The 26112-nt window shown below is 32.2% G+C and carries 22 protein-coding genes and 1 tRNA gene; 4 read left to right on the forward strand and 19 right to left on the reverse strand.

The window, feature by feature from the left end; genetic code table 11:
- Nucleotides 1-42: 42 nt before the first annotated feature.
- Together F555_RS0108655 and F555_RS0108660 are read right to left on the reverse strand one after the other, a co-directional pair.
- A complete protein-coding gene (locus tag F555_RS0108655) occupies nt 43-393 on the reverse strand; it encodes a HepT-like ribonuclease domain-containing protein (protein WP_018154833.1) in 351 nt (116 codons plus the stop codon).
- Complete coding sequence (locus tag F555_RS0108660; protein ID WP_018154834.1) at nt 386-682, reverse strand: nucleotidyltransferase family protein; 297 nt, start codon at nt 680-682, stop codon at nt 386-388. The genes F555_RS0108655 and F555_RS0108660 overlap by 8 nt, the downstream gene beginning before the upstream one ends.
- Before the next feature lie 188 nt (nt 683-870).
- Between F555_RS0108660 and F555_RS0108665 the strand changes: the two genes are divergently transcribed.
- Nucleotides 871-1305 carry an Rrf2 family transcriptional regulator gene (locus F555_RS0108665; RefSeq protein WP_018154835.1) on the forward strand — a complete coding sequence of 145 codons (435 nt, stop codon included), beginning with the start codon at nt 871-873 and terminating at the stop codon, nt 1303-1305.
- Nucleotides 1302-1856 (forward strand): class IV adenylate cyclase, encoded by a 555-nt coding sequence (gene cyaB, locus F555_RS0108670; protein ID WP_018154836.1) that lies wholly within the window; start codon nt 1302-1304, stop codon nt 1854-1856. Before F555_RS0108665 ends, cyaB begins: the two co-directional genes overlap by 4 nt.
- Before the next feature lie 132 nt (nt 1857-1988).
- On the opposite strand, the gene F555_RS0108675 is transcribed toward cyaB, so the two are convergent.
- From F555_RS0108675 to F555_RS0108710, 8 genes are all read right to left on the reverse strand, one after another.
- A complete protein-coding gene (locus F555_RS0108675; protein WP_018154837.1) occupies nt 1989-3533 on the reverse strand; it encodes a 2-isopropylmalate synthase in 1545 nt (514 codons plus the stop codon).
- Nucleotides 3534-3720: 187 nt separating this feature from the next.
- Nucleotides 3721-5712 carry a S16 family serine protease gene (locus tag F555_RS0108680; protein ID WP_018154838.1) on the reverse strand — a complete coding sequence of 664 codons (1992 nt, stop codon included), beginning with the start codon at nt 5710-5712 and terminating at the stop codon, nt 3721-3723.
- 48 nt (nt 5713-5760) lie between these two features.
- Complete coding sequence (locus F555_RS0108685; protein ID WP_018154839.1) at nt 5761-8811, reverse strand: DEAD/DEAH box helicase family protein; 3051 nt, start codon at nt 8809-8811, stop codon at nt 5761-5763.
- Nucleotides 8812-8814: 3 nt separating this feature from the next.
- Nucleotides 8815-9756 (reverse strand): hypothetical protein, encoded by a 942-nt coding sequence (locus F555_RS0108690; protein WP_018154840.1) that lies wholly within the window; start codon nt 9754-9756, stop codon nt 8815-8817.
- Nucleotide 9757: 1 nt separating this feature from the next.
- Nucleotides 9758-12367, reverse strand: a complete 2610-nt coding sequence (locus F555_RS0108695) for a DNA methyltransferase (RefSeq protein WP_018154841.1) — start codon at nt 12365-12367, stop codon at nt 9758-9760.
- A 177-nt stretch (nt 12368-12544) separates the two neighbouring features.
- On the reverse strand, nt 12545-13168 hold the full coding sequence (locus F555_RS0108700) for a YigZ family protein (protein WP_018154842.1): 624 nt from the start codon (nt 13166-13168) through the stop codon (nt 12545-12547).
- A 57-nt stretch (nt 13169-13225) separates the two neighbouring features.
- Nucleotides 13226-14656: a cysteine--tRNA ligase gene (cysS, locus tag F555_RS0108705; RefSeq protein WP_018154843.1), complete on the reverse strand. Its 1431-nt coding sequence runs from the start codon at nt 14654-14656 to the stop codon at nt 13226-13228.
- Between the two features lie 260 nt (nt 14657-14916).
- On the reverse strand, nt 14917-16365 hold the full coding sequence (locus F555_RS0108710; protein ID WP_018154844.1) for an NAD(P)/FAD-dependent oxidoreductase: 1449 nt from the start codon (nt 16363-16365) through the stop codon (nt 14917-14919).
- Nucleotides 16366-16565: 200 nt separating this feature from the next.
- On the opposite strand from F555_RS0108710, the gene F555_RS0108715 reads away from it, so the two are divergent.
- Nucleotides 16566-16639: transfer RNA gene (locus tag F555_RS0108715), tRNA-Ala, on the forward strand.
- Between the two features lie 259 nt (nt 16640-16898).
- On the opposite strand, the gene F555_RS0108720 is transcribed toward F555_RS0108715, so the two are convergent.
- From F555_RS0108720 to mch, 9 genes are all read right to left on the reverse strand, one after another.
- On the reverse strand, nt 16899-18098 hold the full coding sequence (locus F555_RS0108720) for a YcaO-related McrA-glycine thioamidation protein (RefSeq protein ID WP_018154845.1): 1200 nt from the start codon (nt 18096-18098) through the stop codon (nt 16899-16901).
- Between the two features lie 30 nt (nt 18099-18128).
- Nucleotides 18129-18473: a DUF167 domain-containing protein gene (locus tag F555_RS0108725; RefSeq protein WP_018154846.1), complete on the reverse strand. Its 345-nt coding sequence runs from the start codon at nt 18471-18473 to the stop codon at nt 18129-18131.
- A gap of 196 nt (nt 18474-18669) precedes the next feature.
- Nucleotides 18670-19326, reverse strand: coding sequence for a 30S ribosomal protein S3ae (locus F555_RS0108730; protein ID WP_018154847.1), 657 nt, complete (start codon nt 19324-19326; stop codon nt 18670-18672).
- A 12-nt stretch (nt 19327-19338) separates the two neighbouring features.
- Nucleotides 19339-19944 carry an HVO_0476 family zinc finger protein gene (locus F555_RS0108735; RefSeq protein ID WP_018154848.1) on the reverse strand — a complete coding sequence of 202 codons (606 nt, stop codon included), beginning with the start codon at nt 19942-19944 and terminating at the stop codon, nt 19339-19341.
- 82 nt (nt 19945-20026) lie between these two features.
- Nucleotides 20027-20686, reverse strand: coding sequence for a 30S ribosomal protein S2 (gene rpsB, locus F555_RS0108740; RefSeq protein ID WP_018154849.1), 660 nt, complete (start codon nt 20684-20686; stop codon nt 20027-20029).
- Between the two features lie 173 nt (nt 20687-20859).
- Nucleotides 20860-22041, reverse strand: a complete 1182-nt coding sequence (locus F555_RS0108745) for a radical SAM protein (protein ID WP_018154850.1) — start codon at nt 22039-22041, stop codon at nt 20860-20862.
- A gap of 192 nt (nt 22042-22233) precedes the next feature.
- Nucleotides 22234-23088, reverse strand: coding sequence for an inorganic phosphate transporter (locus F555_RS0108750; RefSeq protein ID WP_018154851.1), 855 nt, complete (start codon nt 23086-23088; stop codon nt 22234-22236).
- Nucleotides 23089-23130: 42 nt separating this feature from the next.
- Nucleotides 23131-23763: a TIGR00153 family protein gene (locus F555_RS0108755; RefSeq protein WP_018154852.1), complete on the reverse strand. Its 633-nt coding sequence runs from the start codon at nt 23761-23763 to the stop codon at nt 23131-23133.
- Nucleotides 23764-24205: 442 nt separating this feature from the next.
- Nucleotides 24206-25180 (reverse strand): methenyltetrahydromethanopterin cyclohydrolase, encoded by a 975-nt coding sequence (gene mch / locus F555_RS0108760; RefSeq protein ID WP_018154853.1) that lies wholly within the window; start codon nt 25178-25180, stop codon nt 24206-24208.
- Between the two features lie 217 nt (nt 25181-25397).
- Here mch and F555_RS0108765 point away from each other — a divergent pair, with 217 nt between their 5' ends.
- Nucleotides 25398-25853: an FKBP-type peptidyl-prolyl cis-trans isomerase gene (locus F555_RS0108765; protein WP_018154854.1), complete on the forward strand. Its 456-nt coding sequence runs from the start codon at nt 25398-25400 to the stop codon at nt 25851-25853.
- Nucleotides 25854-26112 lie beyond the last annotated feature (259 nt).

Consider the following 26112-nt stretch of genomic DNA (forward strand, 5'->3'; position numbering starts at 1 on the left):
TAATATGCATCTTAGGTGAGCTCTGTTTATAATATTAAAGTTTTATTCATTGCTAAGTTCTTTTAAAATTTTTTCTATTTTTGGTCTTGTTTGAGGAATATCGTTTTTAACTACTTTCCAAACGAGTTCATAATCTATCCCAAAATAAAAATGTATAAGTTTATCCCTCATACCGGCCATACCACGCCATGGTATATCGCTGTATTTAACCCTTATTTCATCAGGTATGTTTTTAGTAGCCTCCCCAATTACTTCTAATGCTCTTATTGTTGCAAATATGGTAATCTCATGTTTAACAAACTCCTCAAATTCCATACCCTTTACAAATTTTTCTGCCTTTTCCATATGGTCTATTATGTCGTATAAAAACGCCTTTATATTTCTTTCAGACATATAATAAATCCTCCTCAATGGATTCTTTTAAATAAGGATTCTTTATTGAATTTTTTGTGATTAAATCTACTTTAATACCTAACAAATCAGATAAGTAATACTCCATTTCAATGAATTCTATTAAACTTGGTGTTTCATAAAATTCTACCATTATATCAATATCGCTTTTTTCAGTTTGTTCCCCTCTCGCATAAGAACCAAAAATGCCCATTTTTTTTACTTTGTATTTTTCTTTTAGTTCTTTTTTATGTTCTAAAAGTATCTTTTTAACTTCATTTAAAGTCTTCATATTCCACCACATATTTTCTTATGTTAAATATGATGATAAAGATGTTTTATTAATTTCTCTATTAAGTAGGATATTTCTAATATACATAAGAGATAACAAATATATCCATTCGATAGTATTTAATAATTTAAAATAAATTTATTTATTAATTACTCAATACAATATTAAATCTTAAAAACTGTGAAATAATGAAACTTGAAGGCACTACTGGAAAAATCATGATGCTATTAAAGACCTATTCAACTACAAAAGAAATAGCAGAGCAATTAAATACTCATCCAAAAAATATAGACCGGTGCATAAGGGTTCTAAGAGATTTAGGACTTGTAGAAACTAAGAAAGGAAAATATGGTGGGGTATTTTTAACAAAAGAAGGTAGGTACCTAATTGACAAAAAGAATATAAGCCTGATAACCACTAAAGTTCAGATAGTGGCAAAAGATCGAATTGGTCTCTTGGCAGATATATCTTCAAAAGTGTCTGAGATAAATGGCAATATATTATCCACTACACTCGAAAGGGAAATGGATAAAGTAATAATATGGCTTGTTGTTGAAAATGTTGAATTTGATGAATTAAAAGAAAAATTGAAGCATATTGTAGAAAAAATGGTGATGTTATGATTGAAGTTGAAGTAAAAGCCCGTTTAAATGAAGATGAAATTAATGAGTTAATTTCTAAATTGTTAGATATGGGATTTAAAAGAATAGAAAAAAAAGAGGAAGTAGATGTATACTTTAATGGAATAGATAGGGACTTTTCAGTAACTGATGAAGCCCTTAGAGTTAGAAAGTCCCTAAAAATGGATACTGGACAGGTTAAATTTTATGTAACTTACAAAGGTCCAAAACTAGATAATGTATCAAAAACAAGAGAAGAAATAGAAGTTACCGTTGATAATGGGGCGGCTATTCACAAGATATTTGAAAAATTAGGATTTAAACCAGTAAAGCCCATAAAAAAACTTAGGGAGATATATAGTAAAGATGATATTGAAGTCTCTATTGATTGTGTGGATGACGTTGGGTCTTATGTTGAATTTGAAAAAACTGTTATGGATGTATCTAAAAAAGAAGATGCCCTACAAAGTCTCCTGGATTTAATGAAAAGTTTAAATATTAGTAACGACAAACTAGAAAGGAAGTCTTACTTAGAGTTGAGAAGAGGGAACTAAGATGGACACTAGAAAAATGATCGCAATTCTGGTTGGAGTAGCAATGATTTGTTCAGCTATACCTTTCTTTTTAATGAACTTATAATAGCTTGCTATTTTACAAAAAAAAGAATAAAAAAAATTATTTAGTGGTTACTCCACTATTTTATTTATTCCATCAATTACAGCTTCAACAGAAGCTCTTACTATATCCTCATTAGCTGCTTTTGCGGTTACTTCTTTACCGTATCCTTCCAATTTAACGACAACCTCTGCTAAGGCATCAGTTCCACCAGTTATAGCGTTTATGTGGTACTCTTTTAATTTTATTTTTTCTCCAATTATTGAACAAATAGCTTTCAATGCCGCATCTACTGGTCCAACACCTATTTCAGATGTCATATGTATTTCGTTTCTTATTTTTAAAACTACACTGGCAGTAGGTATAACTTTATTTCCAGTCATTACTGCTATTTGCTCTAAATCCACTATTCTCTCTGATTTTAATGTTCTTTTTGTTACATCTTCAACAATAGCCACAACATCCATGTCAGTTATCATCTTACCTTTGTCTCCAAGGGCTTTTATTCTAGCAACAATTTCCGCGAATTGCTCTTCAGATACCTTTTCGCCAACTTCAATACCGAGCTCCTTTAACTTAGCTTTTATAGCATGAGCTCCTGTGTGTTTTCCAAGAATTATCTTTCTCTTCTGACCTACAATTTCAGGAGCTATTGGTTCGTAAGTGAGGGCATGGGCAAGTACTCCATGGGCGTGAATACCACTTTCATGTGCAAATGAGTTTTCCCCAACAATGGCCTTATTTGGCTGAGTTTTTATGCCTGTTAATTTTGAGACTAAATTTGAGAGCTCAGTTAACTTTTCTGTTTTTATTCTGTTCTCTATGCCGTAAACCATTTTAAGAGTCATTATAGCTTCTTCAAGAGCTGCATTTCCTGCTCTCTCCCCTAATCCATTTACAGTACAGTGTATCTGTTCAGCTCCTCCTTCAACTGCAGCAACTGAGTTTGCAACTGCAAGACCAAAGTCGTTATGACAGTGAACAGATATTGGAACTTTTATTTCCTTTTTTAATTCTTTAATCAAGTAGTACATTGCATTTGGCACCATTACCCCAACTGTATCTGGGACGTTTATTCTATCTGCCCCTGCATCAACTACGTTTTTATAAACTTCAACTAAATAGTCGAGCTCAGTTCTTGTGGCATCTTCGGCAGAAAATTCCACCTTAAGACCGTGGTCTTTTATATATTCCACAGCTTCAACTGCTCTGTTTATAATTTCTTCCTTATCCATCTTTAATTTGTATTTCCTATGTAATGGTGACGTGGCGATAAAGGTATGGATACTATCAACACCGCAGTCAACTGCAACGTCGATATCTTTTTTAACAGCTCTTGCAAGACCGCAAATTTCAGAATCCATACCTAATGATGTTATTTTTTTAATAGCTTCCTGTTCACCTGCTGAAGAAACTGGAAAACCTGCCTCTATAACATCAACACCGATTTTGTTTAGGTTGATTGCAATTTCAAGTTTTTCGTCTGGAGTTAGGGATACACCAGGTGTTTGTTCTCCATCCCTTAGCGTTGTATCAAAGACAGTTACATACTTGGGGAGTTTAAATGATTCCATAGCTTTTTTTATTATCTCATTTGATTGAATGTAAGGTTCCATATCATCACCATAAACGATTATAATAAACCATATCATGTTTCATAAAATTAGTAGTCATTAAAATGTATGATTGGATCTATTTTTGAGTTTTGAGACTATATATCTCAACAACCTAAAAAAATTATAAAGTATATAGTATGGTGTTTATCATTTAATTAATTTGAGCAATTATATTTTAACAGTTTTTTTATTTATTATTTTTTGATATTCTAGATCTGTAAGTATAACCTACAACTACACCACATATCAAACCTATAATCAAGTATGAAATATTCAATATTATGCCCAATTTATTGACTTCAAATGATTTTGTGGCATTATGCCCCATTTGGTCGTTTTGACCATCTTTAAGACCGTCCCCCTGAAATTTTTGGACTTCGGTTTTTTCTATGGTGCTAATTTGGCTACTACTGCCAAACTGCTTTAAAATATCAATATTCATTTGGGCGTAAGCTATTGAGTATTTATAGTACAGAATTTTTGAAACTTTATCATCGAGGCTATCGGCGTATTCGTAGTAACCTAAAGCAGATACTGGAATATATTTAATATCGTTATCGTTCTTGTTTAAGCCGTAATTCTCAACCATATTTATTTTTTTTCTTGCGAGGTTTTTTAAATAATCGGTGTCTCCCATGAAATCAAGTGACGTTGTTGCATATACATTGGCATCAATACTTTTTGAGATTGCTAGTAAGTATTCTTTTTTATTGTAGTATTTTTTAGCATCCTCTAAACTTTTAGTGGCATCCACCGTCAGCGTAGATGGCAAAACCATTGAGGAATATATTACCACAATTTCAGAGTTATCTAAGTATTCCTGTGCCAAAAACTTCAATTCACTTTCATCTATCACATTATTTGAAGTTTTTAGATTTTCCTGTTTTTCTTGAGTATTCGAATCCAGGCTTGAATTATCACCTAAATTTAGCCACCATACGGCACTTTCTCCCCTTAATTTTGCATAAGCACCATATTCTATTGCAGACTGTGTTTTGCCAGTATAATAATTTTTCCAGGCCTCATCAAGTAGTTCTTCACTTTCGTAGATCCTACTTTTAGATGCTATAATATATTCAATATTCCCTTTTGATATTTTATGACTGTTTATATATTCCTTTTTATACTCAAGGCCTTTTTGAATGTCCAGTAGGTACTCTTTAACATCCCCACCGTCATGGTACTTTAATGTAGCATCTATTGTTTCAAGTGTAATCAAGGCATTAAAGCTCTTTGAAGTTGATGCATAATAATATTTATTTAGATAAAGCTGATTTGAATCCATCATCGTGTTTTCAGCATTTTTCAGCTGATTCTCCAATGCCTGCCTTAGTTCATAATTCATATAGTTAGTTTCAAGTTTTTGTTTAACTGTAGTGTACTTATTTTTAGATTTTTCAAGTACTTGCTTCGATAACTTTTCCATCATTTTTGAATACTCTTCTTCAACTAATGGGTTAGGTGGATACTCATATTCTGATACTTTGTAATTTGTAAAGTAGTATATGGCATCGTAAATACTCTTTACCTCTATTACCTTAATTCCCAATCTATTTCCATACTCAACGGCATCTATTCTTCCATTACTGGTATTTATGTATCTTTCACCACTAGGTATTAAAAAGTACTCGGCATTTTCGCCTTTAGCAGCTTCCATTTTTTCAATTATTCCGCCAACTGGTCCTATACTTCCATCTGGACTAATCATACCAGTCATCATAACATTTTTGTTAATGCTCCAGTTGTTTAATGCTGCAATTGTGGCTACACTCAAAGTAGCTCCTGCAGATGGTCCTCCTATTATGGGCACATCCGATCTTATGACATAGTGAACATCATAATCCTTCTGATTCTTTCCACATATGTCAAAGGCAACCTTTGCAGCTATTCTTGCCGAACCTTGCATATCCAAATCTGTTAAAGGCATTGTATCCATATAAACGTGTCCATTGCCTTTGGAAACTGTAACCTCAATATTTACTGGAACTCCAACGTATCCATAATCTGTCTGAGCTACGGCTGGAGCCACTATTGAAATGCAGTTTCCAGCAGGTAAAAAACTGTCACAACTGTTTCCATCTAGCTTCTGTAGTTCTCCACTCATTTCGTTCGTTTCAACTGCAAAACTACTTGAAATCATGGTTAAAAGAATAATTGCAATAATTGATTTGAGTTTCATAATACCCCCAAAATATACTAATTAAGTATAATATTATTTAACATGTTTTTATATGATGTCCCAATCGTTCATTAATCTATCGAAATCATCTATCCAATATTTTCTACATGCTGGAGGGACTTTATTTCTATCGACAGTATATAATGCAAGATAGATCTTCACATTATAATCTTTGTAGCGAAATGTTCTAATACCTCCATTTTTATTTTCAAAAATATCTTTATATCCTCTGATTTTCCAATTGTAGTCGGAATGTTCAAATCCTTTTGGATCTATGAACAAAATATAATAATCATTTCCTTTTTTTAGCCAGAATATAAAATCTGGTTTGTACTCCCTTATTTTGTTGTATTTTGCATAATAATAAGGAATACCTACATCGTCTAAATGTTCATCAATCTTGCTGAACATCCACCAATCAAAATGTTTGAAAAATTCTCCTCCTTTTTTTAAATACTCCTCTAATTTTTCAATAAATTTTCTTTCACTTTCGACCTTTACAATATGGTTTATATAGTTATTTTTTTCATTCTCTGCTATAATCACTGGAACATAATAATGCTCTGCTATATATTTGATTTTCAAATCTTTAAACTGTTTTTCTTTTTTAACAGTGTCTGTTAATCTTTCGATCTTTTTAGTATATTGATCAACATCTATTATACCAGACCTGAGCTCTTCTTTGTATTTTTCTTTTGCTCTGTCGATATTCCCATATCCCTTTACATCCTCAATACATTTCTTTAATTCCTCAACCTCATCGTCATCTAAAAATACATTTATTCTATTGAAATGAACAATCCTGTCATGCACACTTTCAAATTTATCAAATTCTTTTGGAACAATGTTAATGTGCTTAATTAATCCATTGAGCTGATATAGGATGTGCCTACCACTACTACTATTATTATTTTCCTCAAACTCTCCGTTTTTAATATATTCTTTTAACCTTGCTATTGTATTGGCGTCAATGTCATCATTATACTCAGATAACAATGCATAAAGAAGTCTATCGTCTGACAGCCATTCAATGTATTTTTGTAGTAATTCCTTGTTTCCTTCGAATTTCGGTAGTTCATTTATATTATATTTCTTGGAGGTGTCTTTATAAACTGGAACTAACAATTCAATTTCTCCGCCAATATGTTCAATTTTCCCATTATTTTTCATTAACTCGATGGTTTCTCCAAGTGTTTTTTTCTCAGATTTCATCCCTTCTAAAACTGCCTCAATGTTCTTTTTATTGGTTCCATATACGAACAAGGTTTCTATTGGGCATATTAGTTTATTATCCAAGCTCTCGTATATCCTTTCTATTGTCTCATCTTCATGATACAATTTATTCAATCTTTTTCTTTTTCCTTTAACTGGCTCAATTCTCACCCCTCTTCCTATGGATTGAATTACATATTTTTTAGCATCCCCTTTGCCTATGTTTATAAATATCATTATGTTAGGCCTATTTGAGTCCCATCCTTCATAAAATGCTCTTGATCCCATTAAGATGTTTATATTATCATTTTTGTTAAGATTTTCAAAATAACTCTCACTGTCATAGGATTCTATTATATCGTAGTGAGTTAGTTTATCTCTTAACCAGGTGGATATGTCCCCTATTTTTATTAATGCAAATGGTTTATCAGATGTTTTTAATTTGAAAATTAATTCCTCTTTATTCTGTGGAAGTTTTATAACCTCGATACTCCCCTTTGACGATGCATTGAATATGTACTTTAAGACATCGTTAAGGTTTATATTTGATAATTCCTCGATATCCATGTGTATAGTTCCATTTCCTATGTAGTATTTTGGATTGGTTATGAATTCATTCCGTAATTCATCCTTTGCATTTAATATGATCTCATTGGATAGCTCTCCTTTTGCAATATCTTCCAATACCTTGAAGAACATTTCTAAATCTGATTCTTTTGTATTAACTGAATTCACCAACGATATTAACATAGGATTGTGGTATGTTTGCAATCCCAAATCTCTGGTTTTGTCGTCTATTGATTCTTTAATTTTTTTGAGATAGGTTAAGAGAATTAGGGTTTTTAAAACTATTTTCTTTTTTTCTTCATTATCGAAGTCTTTTTTATCCCTACCAAATGCCGATAAATCCTGTGTAGATATGAATATCTGCTTTCCGTATCCTTTGGTTATGAATTCAGGGAGATTAAAATTATAAACGGTTGTTAATATGTCCCAATCATCAGTAAAACTTGCAGAGAAATTAAATAAAAATCCATTCCTTGACATTATGGAATAATACATCTGTCTCTTTGAATCGCTTTTATCCCCCTTATGTGCTTCATCCAATATTAAATACCATTTTCCATCATTTTCAATGGTTTCATAGTCAATCCTCTTCCCTGCTTCTTTCTTACTAACCGTTTCTTCATCTCCCACAAGGTCTGAACGGTAAATAAATATGTTTATGTCATTTTTATTTACTGATTCCCGTCCGCTTTTCACTTCCTCATATTTTTTTAAATCCCATACTTTTATTTTCTTAGAGTTGTTGCTGTTGTACTCTTCAATATGTTCTTTTATCTGTTCTATTAAATCATCCCTTTGTGTTAAGATAACTATGTCGTTGTCGGGTATTTGATTTGAGTTGATAAGGCTGTTTAAAATCTCCACTAATTTTATTATAACTATGGTTTTTCCACTACCTGTTGCCATCCAGAAACTCGCCCTATTTATAAAATTGTAGAAGTGTATTTTTTCGTAGTTTCTTTTTTCCTCTATTTGGTAGAATTCTTTTAATTTATCAAATAAAGGTTTATTTTTTTTATTTGTAATTTCCAGCGGTTTAATCCATCTCTCATTCATTCGCTCTATTTTATTATAAAACTCCTGTTTTCTATTCAAATTTGTTTCTTCAGTTTCATTCTTTGAATATGGGACGGTCATGCTGTAGTAATCGTATAATAATTTTAGAATATTTGTGAGTGCTTCTATCTGGTATTTAAACAATGATTTATTTTTCGAAAATTTATCCAGGTTTTGAATGGTCCACTCAGGTGGAAGTATGTGGTCAGGTATGTTTTCCACATACTCTTGATAAAGTGTTGGAATTCTCTCATTTTGCGGCATTAATTACCACCATTTATGCATGTAGTTTTTCGCTATTTGTTTCGAGCTCTGCGAATTTAAATTTAAAAATGCTATTAAATCTTCTTTTGTAATTTTTTGATGATTTAAATATATATTATCGGAATCCTCAGGACCTTTTCCTTCAAATTCCAATAAGAAATATCCTAAATATTCATATGGTTTTTTACTTCTTGGATTTTTCACTTTTTCATTATCTGAAAGTGATAAGTTGGTATTGTTGGCGCCGATAAATATTTTATGAATTTTATCCATCATCTGTGATTCATCGGAATTTGGCATATAATTTCCATCACTATCCTGTTTCTCTTCAATTAATATAAAATATCCAGTACAATAGTTTATAAAAATCCAGTTTATGTTTTTCATATTCTCGGATGGTTCATAAATGTATGAGTTTCTATACATCGACCTTTCTTTTTTTGTCCCCTCATAAGGAGGGATTTCCCCACAATCCCAAAGTTTATTTACAAATGCATTAACTACATCCTGATACCAATTATTCCTATAGGTATGTTCCAAATGTGAAAATCCACTACTATTATATATTAAATTCGTGAGGCCCTTTTTATCTAAACTAGAAATATTATCGGTATTTCCCATTTTATAAGAAAATTCTCTCCCCCTTACAAGTGGTGGATTTATCCAGATTTTCTCGTCATTGGTACTTTCCTTTATGTAGTAGATTAAATAACTTCCACAATAGTGACATTGTATTTGTAGATTAAGAAGTTCATCCAACATTTTGAAACATATTGCTTGTGAAATAGATATAGGGGCGTAAGGTTTGTTCTTTTCTTCAATCAAGATAAATGAATTAAGATTATTATCAAATGCAATTAAGTCGATATCTTGTGTAATCAACCCCCTCCATGCACTTAATAAATTAGTTCTCATCCACTGGGAAAAATTACTGGGTATTACCAATTTACCACCAAATTAATGGTTTTATTAATTTGAAATCAATATCGTCAAATTCAATTTTTTCATCATTTTCAAGGATAACATAATCCTTCGCTATTCTCTTTATTTTCCTTCCAGTTAGGTTTGATAATGTCTCTGCCAAATCTATGTTTTTGTAGATGGTGTCCCAATTAATTTTTGTTTTATTGTTTTCATAATCCAATTCTAAAGCGTCTAAAAACTTCTTATCTTTTAAGAATACGTACTGTTTATGTATTGGAGTCCCAACATACTCCATTAATGGTTCTGATGGTTCATAAACTGCTTTTTTCAATGTATGTTCGTACTGCTCCAATTCATAGTATTTAAAGAATCCGCCTGTGTTATCTTTGTTATATATATCTTTAACATCTTTTTCTTTTGATATTCCTGATTTATCGTAGAATAGGACTTTTTTCATTCTAGGAAGTATAACTGTGTAAAAGTGTTCCCCCATTTCAATTCCAATCCACTTTCTTTTTAGTTTGTGTGCCGTTGCTATTGTTGTCCCACTTCCACAGAAGAAATCTAAAATTAAATCTCCTTCGTTTGATGTGGATTGGATAACACGTTTTAATAGGATTTCTGAATTTTCCGTTGAAAATTTGAAATTATCGGAATACGATGCTATATCTTTCCAATTGTCGGTGATTTTTATTTTATCCGATGTTAAATATTCAACTTTCCAATCATCCCCTCCACAGTTTAAACATTTATCCAATTTACTGATACCATAAACTTTCGTGTCTGGCTTTATATCTAGATACTTAAACGATTCTTTACGGTTTTTTAATATTTTAGATATAAATTCCTCTTTACTTTCAGATTCGTCCCAATAATATATTGACCTACATTTTTTGCATTTTAATCTCAAGTAATGCTCTTTTATCAGCTTATCAACTTTTTCTTGTATTAATGAAAAATGCTGGTTTTTTGGGGGATATAATGTTTTTCCAAAAAATACTCTTTCTTTTGGATTTCTCTCCCCTTGTTTTAAAAACCCTGTCCATTTAAAGTCCAAAATGCTTCTACTTTTATACAAATCTTTTTTCATAAAGCTTTCATTTTTTGAATACAAATAAAGATATTCACTTTCAACTTCAAATTTATTTGGGGTTCCCATGCTTTGTCTTTTCCTGTTTATCAAAATTTCATTTCTAAAATTTTCCTCGCCAAAAATCTCATTCATTAATAACCTAACATAGGCATTTCCATTATAATCGCATCTAACAAAAATACATCCTCTATTATTCAATAGATCCTTTCCTAATCTTATTCTATTTTCTAATATTGTAATCCAGGTTGCATCCTTGTAGCTCACATCATATAAAAAATCGGCGTTGGTCCCTAAATTAAACGGTGGATCGATATAAATTGTCTGCACTTTATCCCTAAATTTGGGCAAAATTGTATTGAGTGCTTGATAGTTTTCACTCTTAATTAACCACCCATCTAATTCGTCATCTAAATTACCAAATAACATTAAAATCTTAAACTTAACATCTTCATCGAAATATTTTGTATCTACTGGTAAAAACTGATATTTTGGGTTCAAACTTTTTCCAGCCAAGGTATTTATGAACACATCACTCAATTTAAAATCATTATCAATGAACCCTAACTCCTTCCATTCCTCAATCTGTTTTTCAATACCTTTAGCATTTAATATGTATTCAATAACATCAATTCCGTTCTTATCATAAATCCTGTCCAATGTGATTACATAGTTAGAATTTAAAACGAATTTTGGTTTATTCCATATCCTCACTAGTTCATCCTCAAACTGTGCAATGAAATCAATAATCATATATGCAATTTCTTTTAATGACTTCAGCTCCTTCAATCTCTTTTCATCGAATATACTTTCATCATCAAAAATATAATTTTTTAGATACAGATCAAAATGTTCTTTTAAAAACTGTTCCGCATTTTTGTTTATAAAATAATCAACTTCATTCTGTCTTTCAAAGATCCTAAAGATTCTTTTCAATTGTTCTTCGTCTAAATTAACATCTTTTTTCTTAAACTCTTTTAAAATATCGTTTATTTTTGTTTTCTTACCTCTTTCAGAATACAAAACATTAAACATTATATCATTATTATTTATTTTAGATAACTCATAAATAACGCTCTTTTTTTCATTTGCTTTTTTATGTTCCAATTCTGAAACATTAAATGATACTTTGTAAATATCTCCTTTTCCATTGTCGAATTCTATTTTTAAATTGTTCCATAATTTGTCTGTTTTCACATAATACAGCATATGAGTTTTCCAGAACAGTATAACATCTTTGTTATTGGAATAAACCTTCTCATATACTTTTGATTTTAACGGTGTTTGATTAAAGTATATTGCCCCAGCTTCGTTAAAATATGTTTTAAAGAAAGAATACAATTTATTAAACATTTCTTCCCTAAACTCTGGGAACTCATTTAATCGTTTATTTATTTCTTTACCAATTTCCTCAAACACTTTATTGTAGTAATTGGATTTTATCCTCATTAAATTAACATATCCAGAATCTCCTTCGATTTTAGCACCAATGAATATGTTATTTAACATATCATAAAATAGTTTTTCTTTTTGACCTTTCACAACTATCACCTTATAAGCATGCCATAAAATTACCTCTATAGTGTATAACGATACTTAAAAGAATGTTTATCAATATTGGTATCCGCAGTATAGACGTCTGTAATTAATAACTAAAAACTAATATGTATCAAATAGAATTGTTAAGCAAATCCTAATTAATTTAATGTAATATTTGTATCACTCATTCGCATTCGCAGAACGATTTATTTTTACCTGACCTTTTGTTAGATCCAATATCTCATGTATAACTTCATCAGCAGTTCCTTTTTTAACTTCTATACCAAAAACCACACAGTCACTATACGTTTCTTTAACTATCGTCCCTCGATTTTCTATCATATTCTTTACGGCGTTAAACAAGTTGTATGGGAGCTCTACTTCAAAATATTCCATTTCATAAACTTCAATAATTCCCGCGTTTTCTATAGAATCGCTGGCAGTCTCGCTATAGGCTTTAACTAAACCTCCATAACCTAATTTTGTCCCGCCAAAATAACGTGTAACAACTACCACTACATTTTCTATGCCTTTATGTTCTAAAATCTTCATTACAGGTTTTCCTGAGCTCCCTTTAGGTTCCCCATCGTCGTCGTACTTAATGGCAAATTCTGGACCATTTCTAACGATATAAGCATAGACGTTGTGGGATGCATCGCTGTGAAAATTTTTTATTTTGTTTATGAAGTTCTTTGCTTCCTCCTCACTTTCTACAGGAGCTGCATATCCGATAAAAATAGAATCTTTAAATTTTTTTTCAACCTTTCCAAGACCTTTAAGTGTTTTATGATCTTTACTATTCAAGATATCCCCTGACAAATAATATGAATAAAAATTATGATAAAATAATCGATAAAGGAATTAGATATTTATTTTCCTCCATACAACTCCTTTTGGCGTATCCTCTAATTGAATGCCCATATCTTTTAATTCATCCCTTATTTTATCGGATAATTTGTAATTCTTCTCTTTCCTTAAGTCTGAACGGATACTTATTAGGAGCTCTACTAACTCCTCCTCTGAAGAATTCTGTTCAAACTGAAAAGCCTTATTAAATATTCCAAATACCTCACTAACCATTATGAAGAATTCAAGTGATTTTTTAAGAACACTGTCCTTTGGAGTTTCAACCGTCGAAATATACCTATTTATAGCATTTGAAACTTCAAATACTGATTTAATGGCCTCTGGCGTATTAAAATCATTATCCATGGCTTTATAAAAGTTCGTTTTTGCATTTTTAATAATTGAGTATGTCTCAAACTCAATATCTCCCCATGAATAACTTGTTTCCGAATCGTTTAAAGCTATTCTAATATTTTCTATAGTATTGTACAATTTTTCTAAGTTGTTTTTGGCATGCTGAATACCTTCCTCTGAATAATCGAGTGGTGAGCGGTAATGCCTCTGTAATAAGAAGAACCTAATGACCTCAGGAGGGTATTTTTTAAACAAATCCCTAAGTGTGATGAAGTTCCCCAAACTCTTGCTCATTTTTTCCTTATCCACCATAACAAATCCTGTGTGAAGCCAGTATTTAACCCATGGTTTTTTGCCGGTACAAACTTCACTTTGAGCTATTTCGTTTTCATGATGCGGGAATATTAAATCGTTTCCTCCACCGTGAATATCAAACTGTTCTCCAAGGTATTTTATACCCATTGCTGAGCATTCTATGTGCCATGCAGGTCTTCCTTCACCCCAAGGGCTGTCCCATTTTGGTTCGTTTGGTTTTGCAAACTTCCAGAGTGCAAAATCTTCAGGATTTTTCTTTTCTATATTTTTTTCCACTCTATAGCCTGCTATTGTTTCGTTTAAATTAATGTTGCTAAGTTTTCCATACTCTTTGAACTTTCTAACATCAAAATAAACTCCGTCCTTTGTTTTATAGGCATATCCTTTTTCTTCAAGTTTTTTTATAAATGAAATAACATCATCTATATGTTCGGAGACCCTTGGATAAATATCTGCAGGTTTAATATTCAATTTATTCATATCTTCTAAGAAAGACTTTATAAATTTATCTGCCAATTCTTCCGGCTTTATTTTTGTTTCATTTGCCCTATTTATAATTTTATCATCGATATCTGTAAAGTTAAGAACCATCTTAATGGTATAATTGCCCCTGTGTTCTAAGTATCTTCTAATGACATCAAAAGCCACGTAGGTTCTTCCATGTCCTAAATGGGCGTAATCATAAACGGTAGGCCCACAGACATACATTTTAACTTCCCAACTATCTAATGGTTTAAACTCTTCATACTCTCTTGTTAAGGTGTTATAAATCCTCATCACATCACCGGGAAATGCTATAAACTTAGAATATGTTTTAAATTTAGAAGTATAATAGATTTTGTCATAATAGGTATATTTTGTCCACAATATTTTTATTGGCTTTTATATGGTTGTCTCGGAATTAACGATTTACTGTAAATTATAAAATTAATCGTATGAATTGTAAATATTTTGTTTAGTTGTATAATGCCATATCCAGTTTCAAGAATATAATTTAAGAATATTAATTCAAGAACATTAGTCCATTATAACGAGAACTATAGTTTTTCAATAGCCTCTTTCCAGTTGCCGTCTTTTTTAAAACTACGGTCCATAACTCCTTCTTTTTTTAAAATCCCTCTGGCAGCCAAGATTCCTGTGGCCGCTGCATTTGTAATATCCCTTGAAAGTCCTGCCCCATCACCGGCAACAAAAATGTTTTCTATATTAGTCTCAAGATCCGAGTTCACTAGAGCTCTCATTGCATAGTACTTAATTTCGGGTGCATAAAGCAAGGTGTGATCACTTGCAACCCCTGGAATAACTTTATCCAGTTTTTCAAGGCCCTCTATAATATTCGTTACTATCCTATAAGGTAAAGCCATTGCTATATCTCCAGGTGTGATATATCTCAAAGTAGGTACTACATTGCTCCTCATGATTCTAGACTTGGTACTTCTTCTACCCCTTCTTAAATCTCCAAGTCTCTGAAGTACTGGCATTCCTCCTCCAATCGTGGTTGCCAAGTGTGCTATGCTTTTCCCATAGGAAGTTGTATCTTCCACAGGTTCTGTAAGTTCTATTCTGGTTAAAAGAGCAAAGTTTGTATTGTTACTTTTTTCATCCTTCATTGAATGACCATTAACTCCAACAAAATCTCTGTATTTCTCCTCTACAACAAATCCGTATGGGTTTGTGCAAAAAGTTCTAACGAAATCATCGTAGGTATCAGTATATATGTGAAACTTAGGGTCATGATTTATATTTGTTACAGGTTCCATTATGATTGAAGGTACTTCAACCCTAACTCCAACATCGATTGGACCATGCCTGGCATTTAAACCTATTTTTTGGGCAACATCATGAAACCAGTCAGCCCCTATTCTTCCTGGAGCTACAACGATATATTTTGTTTTTATTTTAAAAACTTCATTCCGTCTCTCTACAATGACCTCTCCTTGATAAAACTCTTTAACCGTAGTATGGAGCATGAATTTAACTCCTTTGTTTATTAAGTGATCCCTTATACTTCCAATAGTTTCTTTTGTGTGGTCTGAACCTATATGCCTCTGAATTATGGAAATAAATTTAACCCCAACTTGTGCAGATTTTCTTTCGAGCTCTCTAATTTCATATTCCTTTCCTTTGATTATTTCTTTAGGGGTTTTGTGCTTTAGGAGTATTTGGTCAACTTCCCATATTAACTGCCAGGAGTAGTTTTCATCAGTGGTTAATTCTGTTAAATCTCCGCCAATATCTGGCCTTAAGTTAACTGTGCCGTCACTTAAACCTCCAGCCCCGCCTACTCCACTCATGATGTGGCAGGGTTTACATCTAAGGCAGTGGTTGAATTCTTTCATTTTGCACTTTCTCTTATCAATATCTAGGCCCTTTTCAACTATTAAAATTTTTAATTTACTTTTTTCTACGAGCTCATAGGCTGCAAAGAGACCTGCGGGGCCTGCTCCAATAATCACAACGTCAAAATCTTCTTTGAAAACATCCATACAATCTACCTTTATCAATCGAACTTATATATCATGGTGGTGTGCGTTACACGAAATAATAAATAGTTTGTCTCGATCATTAAAATTACATACTATTATATATGTTACCTAAGATATACAAAGTAATCGATCACCAAAACAGACTTTCAATAAGACCGAAAACTTTATATAGGTGTAATTGGTTAATAACTGGGGTGTGTGGGCTGGTAGATCAGACTGGGAGATCGCCGCATTGGCTGTGCGGAGGCCGCGGGTTCAAATCCCGCCCAGTCCATTAATATAGCGTTAGATTCTTGATATTTTAGATACAACCTTTTTAAAGTTACGTTCCGAATTATGTTTAGCCCATTAATCAATAGTCTAGATAGATATTCGTTCATTACGTTCATTAATTTGAACTAATGTTTGGACCGTTCAATTTTTCGAATGTTTGGACCGTTTTACTTTGGGCTTTGTTCCATTATTTTTATGATATTCTTTGATTTTAAATTTATTTTTTATAATATATTTATAAAAAGAGTTTAAAAGATAAATTATAATTTTTTGTCTGCTATTTTTCTAACCCTATCCTTTACCCAAGGGGATATTCTATCTCTATCCACGCAGTAAACCTCCATTTTAGGGATTACAACTCTGACAACATCTATATCCGTTTTTTTCAGATCTACAACCACTATTTTGTCAAATCCATTTTCAGAAAGTTTTTCTTTAACTGTTTGGATATCTCTTTTTAAATTCAACTTTGCATTGTTTGGTATATCTTCAATATTTACTTCTTCCCTATGTTCAAACCATTTCCTATGGATTCTTTTCATTCTATCGTAGCTTATTTTCCTTACAACATCCCCTCTTATTGTGTCTTCCCTTGCCCCATGTATCTGGGTAGCTCTACTTTGTGCCACTTCGGTAAGAGCTCGTATAACTGCTATTTCAGGATGAAGATGACATCCAACACCCATGCACAAAAGGGCAGGATCTTTTAAAACATCGTCATCAGATATTGCAGCTATTGTTGGAATACCTACTTCACTGGTTAAATCCTTCAAAACTATATTTATTTTTGATTTATTGAATTTTTCCATTAATTCATGGATTATCGGATTTTTTGCTCCTTCAATATTTATCTTTTTATATGTTCTTTTGGAGAGCTCCGAGATGCTCCATGCATCCCTTTCAACAACCTCTAAAATTCCATGAAAAATGGCTTCTTCTCTAGAATTTCCAGATGCTAAACCGTTTGTGTTACTTCTAAAAAGTCTCTTTCCTTCATAAGGGTGAAAAACGCTGTTGGCAGGAATTTCGACAGTTTCATTATTTATTATGTCGTAACCTCTTACCCACTCTATATTTTTAGTGTTATTGATGTTACCAATGCCTGATGAGATATTTCTTGGAACTATGAGCTCCTCCAGGTTTATGGGATTTTCAGGTTTTAAGGTAAGTTCTACATTACTTTTTTCATCGTATTCTGCAGAGTATCTTTCAATAGCTTCCATGGCGGAAGAAACCCTAGCTTGAATGTCTGTTGCCCCCTTTCCAGCATAGACGCTTATGGCCCCTTCCTTTGCAGAAGGTCTTATTGCAGAGTAAACAGGAATTCCTACTCTGTCTAACCCATCTATTCTGGCAATTCTTGTAACTCCAATCTCCTTTGTTACAGGTTCTATCTTTTCCCAGGTTTTTTCTGGGGTGCATATTCTATAAGCTGCTAAAGTGTAGTTTATATCATCCATAATATCACGAACATCTACTTATTTAATAATTTATTTAAATATAATATCTTTTAAAATTTCAATAACCTCTTCTTTTTTAGCATCAACTACCAAAACAGTCTTTTGAGATGATGTTGAACCAGCCACTATTTCAATATTTTTCTTCAACGTTTTTTTAAGGAATTTGATAATTTCCTTGTTTGCCTTTCCTTCTATTGGCTGTTCTTTTATTCTTATTTCCAGTCTTTTTCTCCAAGTATTTATTCCGCCAATTTGGTTTTTCTTTGCATTTGGAGTAATCTCAATATCAATTAAAACTCCATTTTTAGAGTCCCTGACCAATTCTTCAATTTCTGATAGGGATTCATGAAAATTGTTAGAATTTTGTTTGGCCAAAAATATCACCCATAACCAGCAACAGTATATACGTTTATAAAATATTAAAAATAACAAATATAACAAATAAGACCATACGGTATTGTAGAATATATTGATAAAATAGTATAAAACAATTTCACAGTAAATTTATATTAACAGTAAAAGAGATTTTAAAAAATATTCATTTAAAAAACAAAAAAAGAAGTTTATTATTTTATTCTTGTTTTTCTTCTTCAACAGTTTCTTCTTCTGCTTTAGCTTCCAATGGTTTTCCGAATTCTAAAACTTCTGATTTATATACTTCCACTCTTCTTAATGGGAACATCTTTTTACATTCGCCGTAGATTTTTGAACCTAATCCACCTAACAACATTGCCTGAACGTATTCTGGGAATGTTGATTCTTTAGCCATTGTTCTTATGATTTCTTCCATTTTCTTTCTTATTTCTGTTTTGTGGTGGTCTCTAGCTCTAACGGCTGTTAAAACGATAGCTTTAACCCTTATCTTGTATCCATCTTTTGTTCTAACATCAACTACGGTGTCTATTTTGCTTCTTCTTCTTCTGATTTGTGATTTTAAGTATTCTCTTGTTGTGTCGTGACCAACAAATTGTGTTGTTGCGTTGTTTCCGCTAACGCCATCTATCTTAAAGTACATTCTAACCATGTGTTTTGTGTGGTCGTTAGTTAAGTCTCTTAAACTAATTTCAGCAACTCTTCCAATCAATAATGATGGATCGTTTGAAGGAGTTTGACCTATTACATCTCCGCCAAATACTTGTGGAGTGCGTATATCATACCAAACTTTTGTTTTCCAGGTATCTCTGGTTACTCTTCTCCCTTTACCACTTCTAGCTTTCATTCTTGCCATTATTACACCTCATTATATCAAATAATCTGTTAAGTCCTCATGTTTCCTCAAGGGTTTTGTAGAATCTGCATATATCCTTTTTATTTTACGTGCAACTTCTCTCTTAAAATTGCCCTTCTCAGTTTTTATCATTTTTATTCTAAAGAACGAGCTCTTAATTTTATATACCTTACCTTCTTCAAAGACGTAATCTTGAGGAACTAAAATATTAATTGAATAGGTAATACCCCTGTTATTTATTGATATACCAACTTTTTTAGGAATATCAATAGATTTTGCCCATAATGTTTTTACACTTTCTGCTTTTGAAGATGTAACCCTCTTGTCAGTTTCGATACCAGTTATCTCAACATTTTCCCCGAAAACTTCAATTTTGTCCCCAACGCTAAGAATTTCATTAGTAGGTACTTGGATTACTTTTTTTTCTGATTCGTCAAATCTACTTATAATTATCTTAACGTCTTTTAATTTAACTGTTTTTTCTACTTCGTGAACATGTCCACAATCTAGACACTTCACAGTATATTTAACGTGTTTCTTTGATTCAACTTTTTTTAGTATATCATGGGGGGTTACATCATCACAGCTCGGGCATTCAAGTAAAAATTTTTCTTCCATTTTAATCACGTGTTTTATAGATAATTGGGCATATAACTATAGAGGACTAAGATAAGTAGCTACCCTTAGTTATTAGGCCGACTTATCTCCTTCTTCTTCCCCTTCCTCTTTGGAATTGTTGGTTGTTATGTCTAACTTTAACATTCATAGCTTTTTCTAAGAATTCTTCGTATGAGAATGGAACCTCTTCACTAATAACTCCTCTGTTTCTTAAGTATTCTCTAGCTATTAAATAGTAGATTAATGAAACAGCCTTTCTACCTTTGTTGTTTGTTGGTATTACGAAGTCTATGTATGAGGTTAAGTGTTCTGTATCGCACATACCGATAATTGGTATGCCTAGTTCAATAGCTTCTTTTAAAGCTTGTCTATCTACTCTAGGGTCGCTTAAAAATAATACTTCAGGTTCTATGAATTTTTTGGAAGCTGGGTTTGTTAATGTACCAGGAACAAACCTTCCTGCAACTGCTTTTATACCTGTAACTTGGCCGAATTTTTCTAATGGTCCTACTGAGTACACTCTTCTTGAAACTGCTAAAATGTCTTCAGGTTCGTAGTTTGATAAGAATTTTGCAGCTAATCTTATTTTTTCATCTGTTTTTCTAACATCTAAAACGTATAAACCGTCTGATCTTACTCTGTAGATGTATTTCTTCATGTCTTTTGTTTTTTGCTGTGTACCGATGTGCATACCGGAAGCCAAATATGTATCTAATGTGGTCAATAGACTTTCATCTGCCATACCTATTCCTCCAAAATAGTGGTTTTTTGGCTTTGTAAAAATAAAGCCCTTTTGTTTTTTTGTCGATATTCAAGTTTCTATTTTATGTTAAAATTTCTAGATAGAACTACTGTAAAAAATTAAACATTAAACAAATGCTTAATATACTATATATACTTTTCTCTATCTTTACTTTAATTCTTTTTAAGCTTCAATTTTGGCTTTCTTGTTACCAAAGGTATTCTTTCAACTTCAAGCCTGTCGCTTGTAGGGTATATTTCAGACACATAAGCACTAAAACTTATTTCATAATTTGCATTTTTTAGATTCTCTATCAAATCTTCTAGGATAAATGGATTTAAAAATATCTTATCATCATCTATTTCAAAGTCCACGTCGTTGTACTCTAAAATTTCGAGGACTTCTTCAACTTCCGCTCTATCTCTAAATATTATTATGCCTCTCAGAATTAAGCCTTCTTCGGTTATGACATCATATTCTTTAGCAACGTTCTTTGCCCTATTTATAAGCCTGTTTTTCAGCTGTATGCCATCTTTCAAGGACGAAGGGCAGTAGTGAATTATCATGTTTCCATTGAAATTCTCGATTACATATTTGGCAGTTTCTCCACTTCCTGAAATCCCTGATGCGTAATCATTTTTTTCTTTGAATCCTTTATTCAAGAGCTCCGTGTAGTTGGTTTCAGAGTATTCCAATTCATTTATATTTAAGAATTTAACTCCTATTTTATCAACTTCATTTGCCAAATTAAGTATTTCTTCCTCCATTCCTGGAATTCCTGGAATTTCAACTCCAACATCAGGAATATATTTCATACACAGTTTTAACTTGTCTAAAAATTCTTCAAGTTTAAATTTAAATTTTCCATCGTTTTTAAAAAATTTAGTTGGGTGTAGTCTTATTTCGTCCAATCCCGCCTCTTTTAACATTTTAAGTTTTTCTTCATCAACGACATCCGGTGTGGTGTATAGGTGGCTGTGAAATTCTTCTCCAAATTCTTCCTTCAGTGCCTTTAGATATTCCACAGTTCTCTCAATCTTTAAAAGAGGGTTTCCTCCGGTAATTCCTACACCTTTACTATTACAGAGGTAAGCCTCTTCAATAGCCTCTTCAATTGAACTTATCTTCTTTTCATTTGCATATATTACGTCTTTACTTTTTCTATTTTCAGACAGTGGGCAGTAAAAACAATTTTCACCGCAGATTCCACTTATGAATAGAACAAGTTTTTCTCCGTTAATGCAGTACTGACAACCTAACGGCAAATCGGCACAAGCCACTTCTTCTAAATCCGATAAATAAACAGATTCCTGCTTATTAGTTTTTTGATAGTCTGTTAAATCTGTTTTAGTCATAATAATACACCTTAATTCATTAAACGATAAATAAAATAGTAGATAGTACGTAGTAAGTAAACAATTAACTGTAATTTGATATCTATTATAGATGTATACTATAATTAATCATCTCTAACATCTACTACATTATACTTATAATATATTTGTCATGCACCTATATTGAATAATAAAGAATTAAAAATAATAAAATTAGAACAAAAATTCAATCAAATAACCGACAAACAGTGCAAGACCTGGAGCAGAAACCCAACCAAGCACAATACTTAACAAAGTTTTCCAGCTGACTGTTTTGATACCTTTTGTTAATCCCACCCCTACGATTCCACCAATAATAGCCTGAGTTGTAGAAACCGGCATACCAAACTGGGTGAATACAAGAACACTAATTCCCGCAGATAGCTGGGCAATAAATGCAGTTAATGGACTTAACCTAACGATTCTCAATCCAACGGTTTCAGAAACTCCCTTTCCAAAAAGCAAGGCACCTAATATAAGGACAATACCTCCCATAAGAAAAACATAACTACTGTTTGTTACAGCTCCAAGTGCAGTTGGAAGATCGTTTGAACCTAAATTATATGCTATAAGTCCACCGCTTAATATTAATCCATATCTTAATAGTTCCTCCCTTTTTAAAACAGAAATATTCAATTTTTCAACGGCATTATAAAGTACAAAGGATAGAAAACCAGCCAGTATTGGTGAAACTATCCAGCTACCAATAATTTTTACAAATAAATCCAAATTTGCAGTATTCAGGTTCAAACCAACCAATGCACATACTATAACCTGATGTGTAGATATTGGTATCTTTTTATAGGTTATCATTGTGATAATAATTCCAGCGATTATCAATGGAAATATTACCTCTCCGCCGGTAATGGAGCCTACCGTATGTCCGACTTTGTGGGCATTTAAACACCCTATAAGGACAAACACGCCAAATATAAAAACTAATTTTTTATAACTCATTAAATTTGCTCCAATGGCTGTTCCAAGTGCATTTGCAGTATCGTTCGCCCCAATTACAAATGCAATATACAAACCACTTAAAATAGCTATTAGTTCAAATATTTTAATCACCAATTATTTTAAATATATTATTTGAAATTCATCGGCTATATTTTCTATAAAGTCGCTTATACCTGTAATCATATCCACAAAATCACTCATGAGCTTCCCTACCCAAAAGGAGCTTATCTCCATACCAACCATATACCTGTAAATTTCCTGATGGATATCGTCAATATCTTCCTCCCCCATTTTTATATTTTTAATGTGCTCTTTAAATTCCCCTCCGTTTTCAAATACATCTATTATCTTATTTAGGGAATCAAGCATTTTTGACGATATATTCAATATTAATTTACATTTTTCTTTTATATTTTCATCTAAATCAAAGGTCATCAAATTGTATAGCATGGCTCCATGTTTAATGCTGTCAAGGACTTCATCTAAAAGTTCAATTGAATAATTTAGTTCTCTCTTCATACTTGGTAAAAATGCATTATAAAGATTAAATATGGCTTTTTTTCTTATTTCATCCCCTTCTTTTTCGAGCTCTATAATTTTGTTCAATATATCGTCCAATTTATCAGATCCCCTGTATTCAATATATTCATTCAATAACTCGATACCTTCTATAGATAATGAAATATGCTTTTTTAGAAGATCGATAACTTCTTTTTCAGGCTTTCGTTTAAAAAAGAACATAGACAATTTACCACCCCTACATGATTATAGTGTCGGACATAACAAACTATACTAATGTGTTATAAAACCGACTAAAAGACACTACCGAGCGAAGCAAGGTTGTGTATTGGTTTTGAATCCAAAACCTCTCGACAAAAATTCTTCGAATTTTTGTGAGTCAGCGAATTTCTTTGAAATTTGTCTCGATCAGCGAATCCTTTGGATTCGCTTCGATTTTTTAAAAGGTTTTGTCTTACACTATGGTTATCCAATCGAGATTGGAAAATTGGAAAATTGGAAATTTTAGATTTTTATTCAATAATACCTATTTATTGTTTATATCATGTGTATGCATTATACAGTATTTTAATATTATTCTTTAACTAAAAAAGAAAAAGGAAAAAGAACGATTAAAAATAAAAAATAAAATAAAAGGAATAGTAGGTAATAGTAGGTATAAGTATGAGACTTATTCTAATTCTTTAAACCCTAATGATTTTTTAAGTACATCTATGTTCATTTTTCCATAGGATACTAATTTACCTGTTCTCATGTCGTTAATTGTAACAACTGCTGGGGCAAACATTCCTTTGTCTATTTTGTAGAAGTCGTAGTTTGCTTCTTTGAATACATCTAAGAATGGTTTTCCGTAACCTTCTGATGAACAGGATGGTAAAGCTTTGCATAATGCTTCAACATCGTCGTTTTCGTCGCTTTCTATGTAATAGAAGGTTCTTCCTCCGTAGAGTACCATATCGTTTGTGGAACCCATCATTGCTAAATCGTCACCAATTATTGGAGCTACTGGAGCAATACCTGCTGCAAATTTAACTTTTTTTACATCAAAGTGTAAAGCTTCTAACATTTTGTAGGTTCCGTTTTCTACAACTCTACCACTGATTTGTATGGATCCAACCATTGATGCTGTAGGAGCTACTAAGAGGTAAACTTTTTCAGCATCTACACCACATTTTTCTGCAACGTAGTCTGCAACATTTTCATCAGGTAATTGGCTTGCTTCTAAACATAAAACAGCAACATCTGCATCGTCTTCGTAACCAATTTCTTCGTATGTGCTTTTAGGCATTAAGGCTAAAGCTCTTGCAGGTCCTGAACCCATTGCAAAGTATTTCCCTACCTTGACACTCCAACCTGCTTTCTGAGCTCCTAATGTAGCAACTGCAGGGTGTGATGTTTTTATCTTAACTGAAGGTAAAACTAATTCATCAGCTAATGAACCTGATATACTTATTCCAACGTGAGCAAGACCACCTAAACATACTTTTGTAAATAATTTACCAGCTTCAAAGCTTCCTGCTACATTAACACCACAGTCAAGAACGGTAGCACCATTTTCTAATTTCTTAACTTCTATGTTCAAGTCTTCTTTTCTTTGTATCATTTCTTCAACTATGGACAAAGAAGTCAAGTTTACACTGACCATTATTCCACCTTTTTGATTTTATTATACCTTTAAATCTAGATATTTTTTAATTTTTATAATTTTTGATTTGATTCGACATGTTGAATAAGTTCATACTCATTTAACGTTTAACATGTAGTTATTAACATGTAATAAATCCATTAATCGTGGTAGCAATAATAAAATATATATACCAATACAGTTTGAGTTATGATATCGACATAAGGATGTGATTTTTTTGGTAGATAAAGGAGTTAAAATAAAAGTAGACTACATAGGTAAACTTGAAAGTGGAGATGTCTTTGACACTTCCATAGAAGAGGTAGCAAAAGAAGCTGGAATATACGCGCCTGATAGAGAATATGAACCTCTAGAGTTCGTTGTAGGAGAAGGTCAGTTGATTCAAGGTTTTGAAGAAGCTGTTTTAGACATGGAAGTCGGGGACGAAAAAACCGTAAAAATCCCTGCAGAGAAAGCATACGGTAACAGAAATGAAATGTTAATACAGAAAATACCAAGAGATGCTTTTAAAGAAGCTGATTTTGAACCTGAAGAAGGAATGGTAATCCTTGCAGAAGGAATTCCTGCTACAATAACCGAAGTTACAGATAATGAGGTAACTTTAGACTTTAACCATGAACTTGCAGGAAAAGATTTAGTATTTACAATTAAAATTATTGAAGTTGTCGAATAATTATCATTATAACATTCCGCCGAGATTAAATAAAATCACTTCGTGATTTTATATCTTTACCCGTTAAGGGTTTTGAAAACTACCACGATTGAACAAATCCTTCGGATTGGTTGAATAATTTACGATTATTCAACCTCCCCGCAACTATGTTGCGGTGGATGTAGCTCACCTTCGCTTCGCTCGGTGATAGTGGTGGGCTACAAAACCTACTGGATTCGAAAACCGAAGGTTTTCGTAAACTCGAAGAGTTTTTGTTTAA

The organism is Methanothermococcus thermolithotrophicus DSM 2095 (assembly GCF_000376965.1).
GTDB classification, from domain to species: domain Archaea; phylum AGJL01; class Methanococci; order Methanococcales; family Methanococcaceae; genus Methanothermococcus; species Methanothermococcus thermolithotrophicus.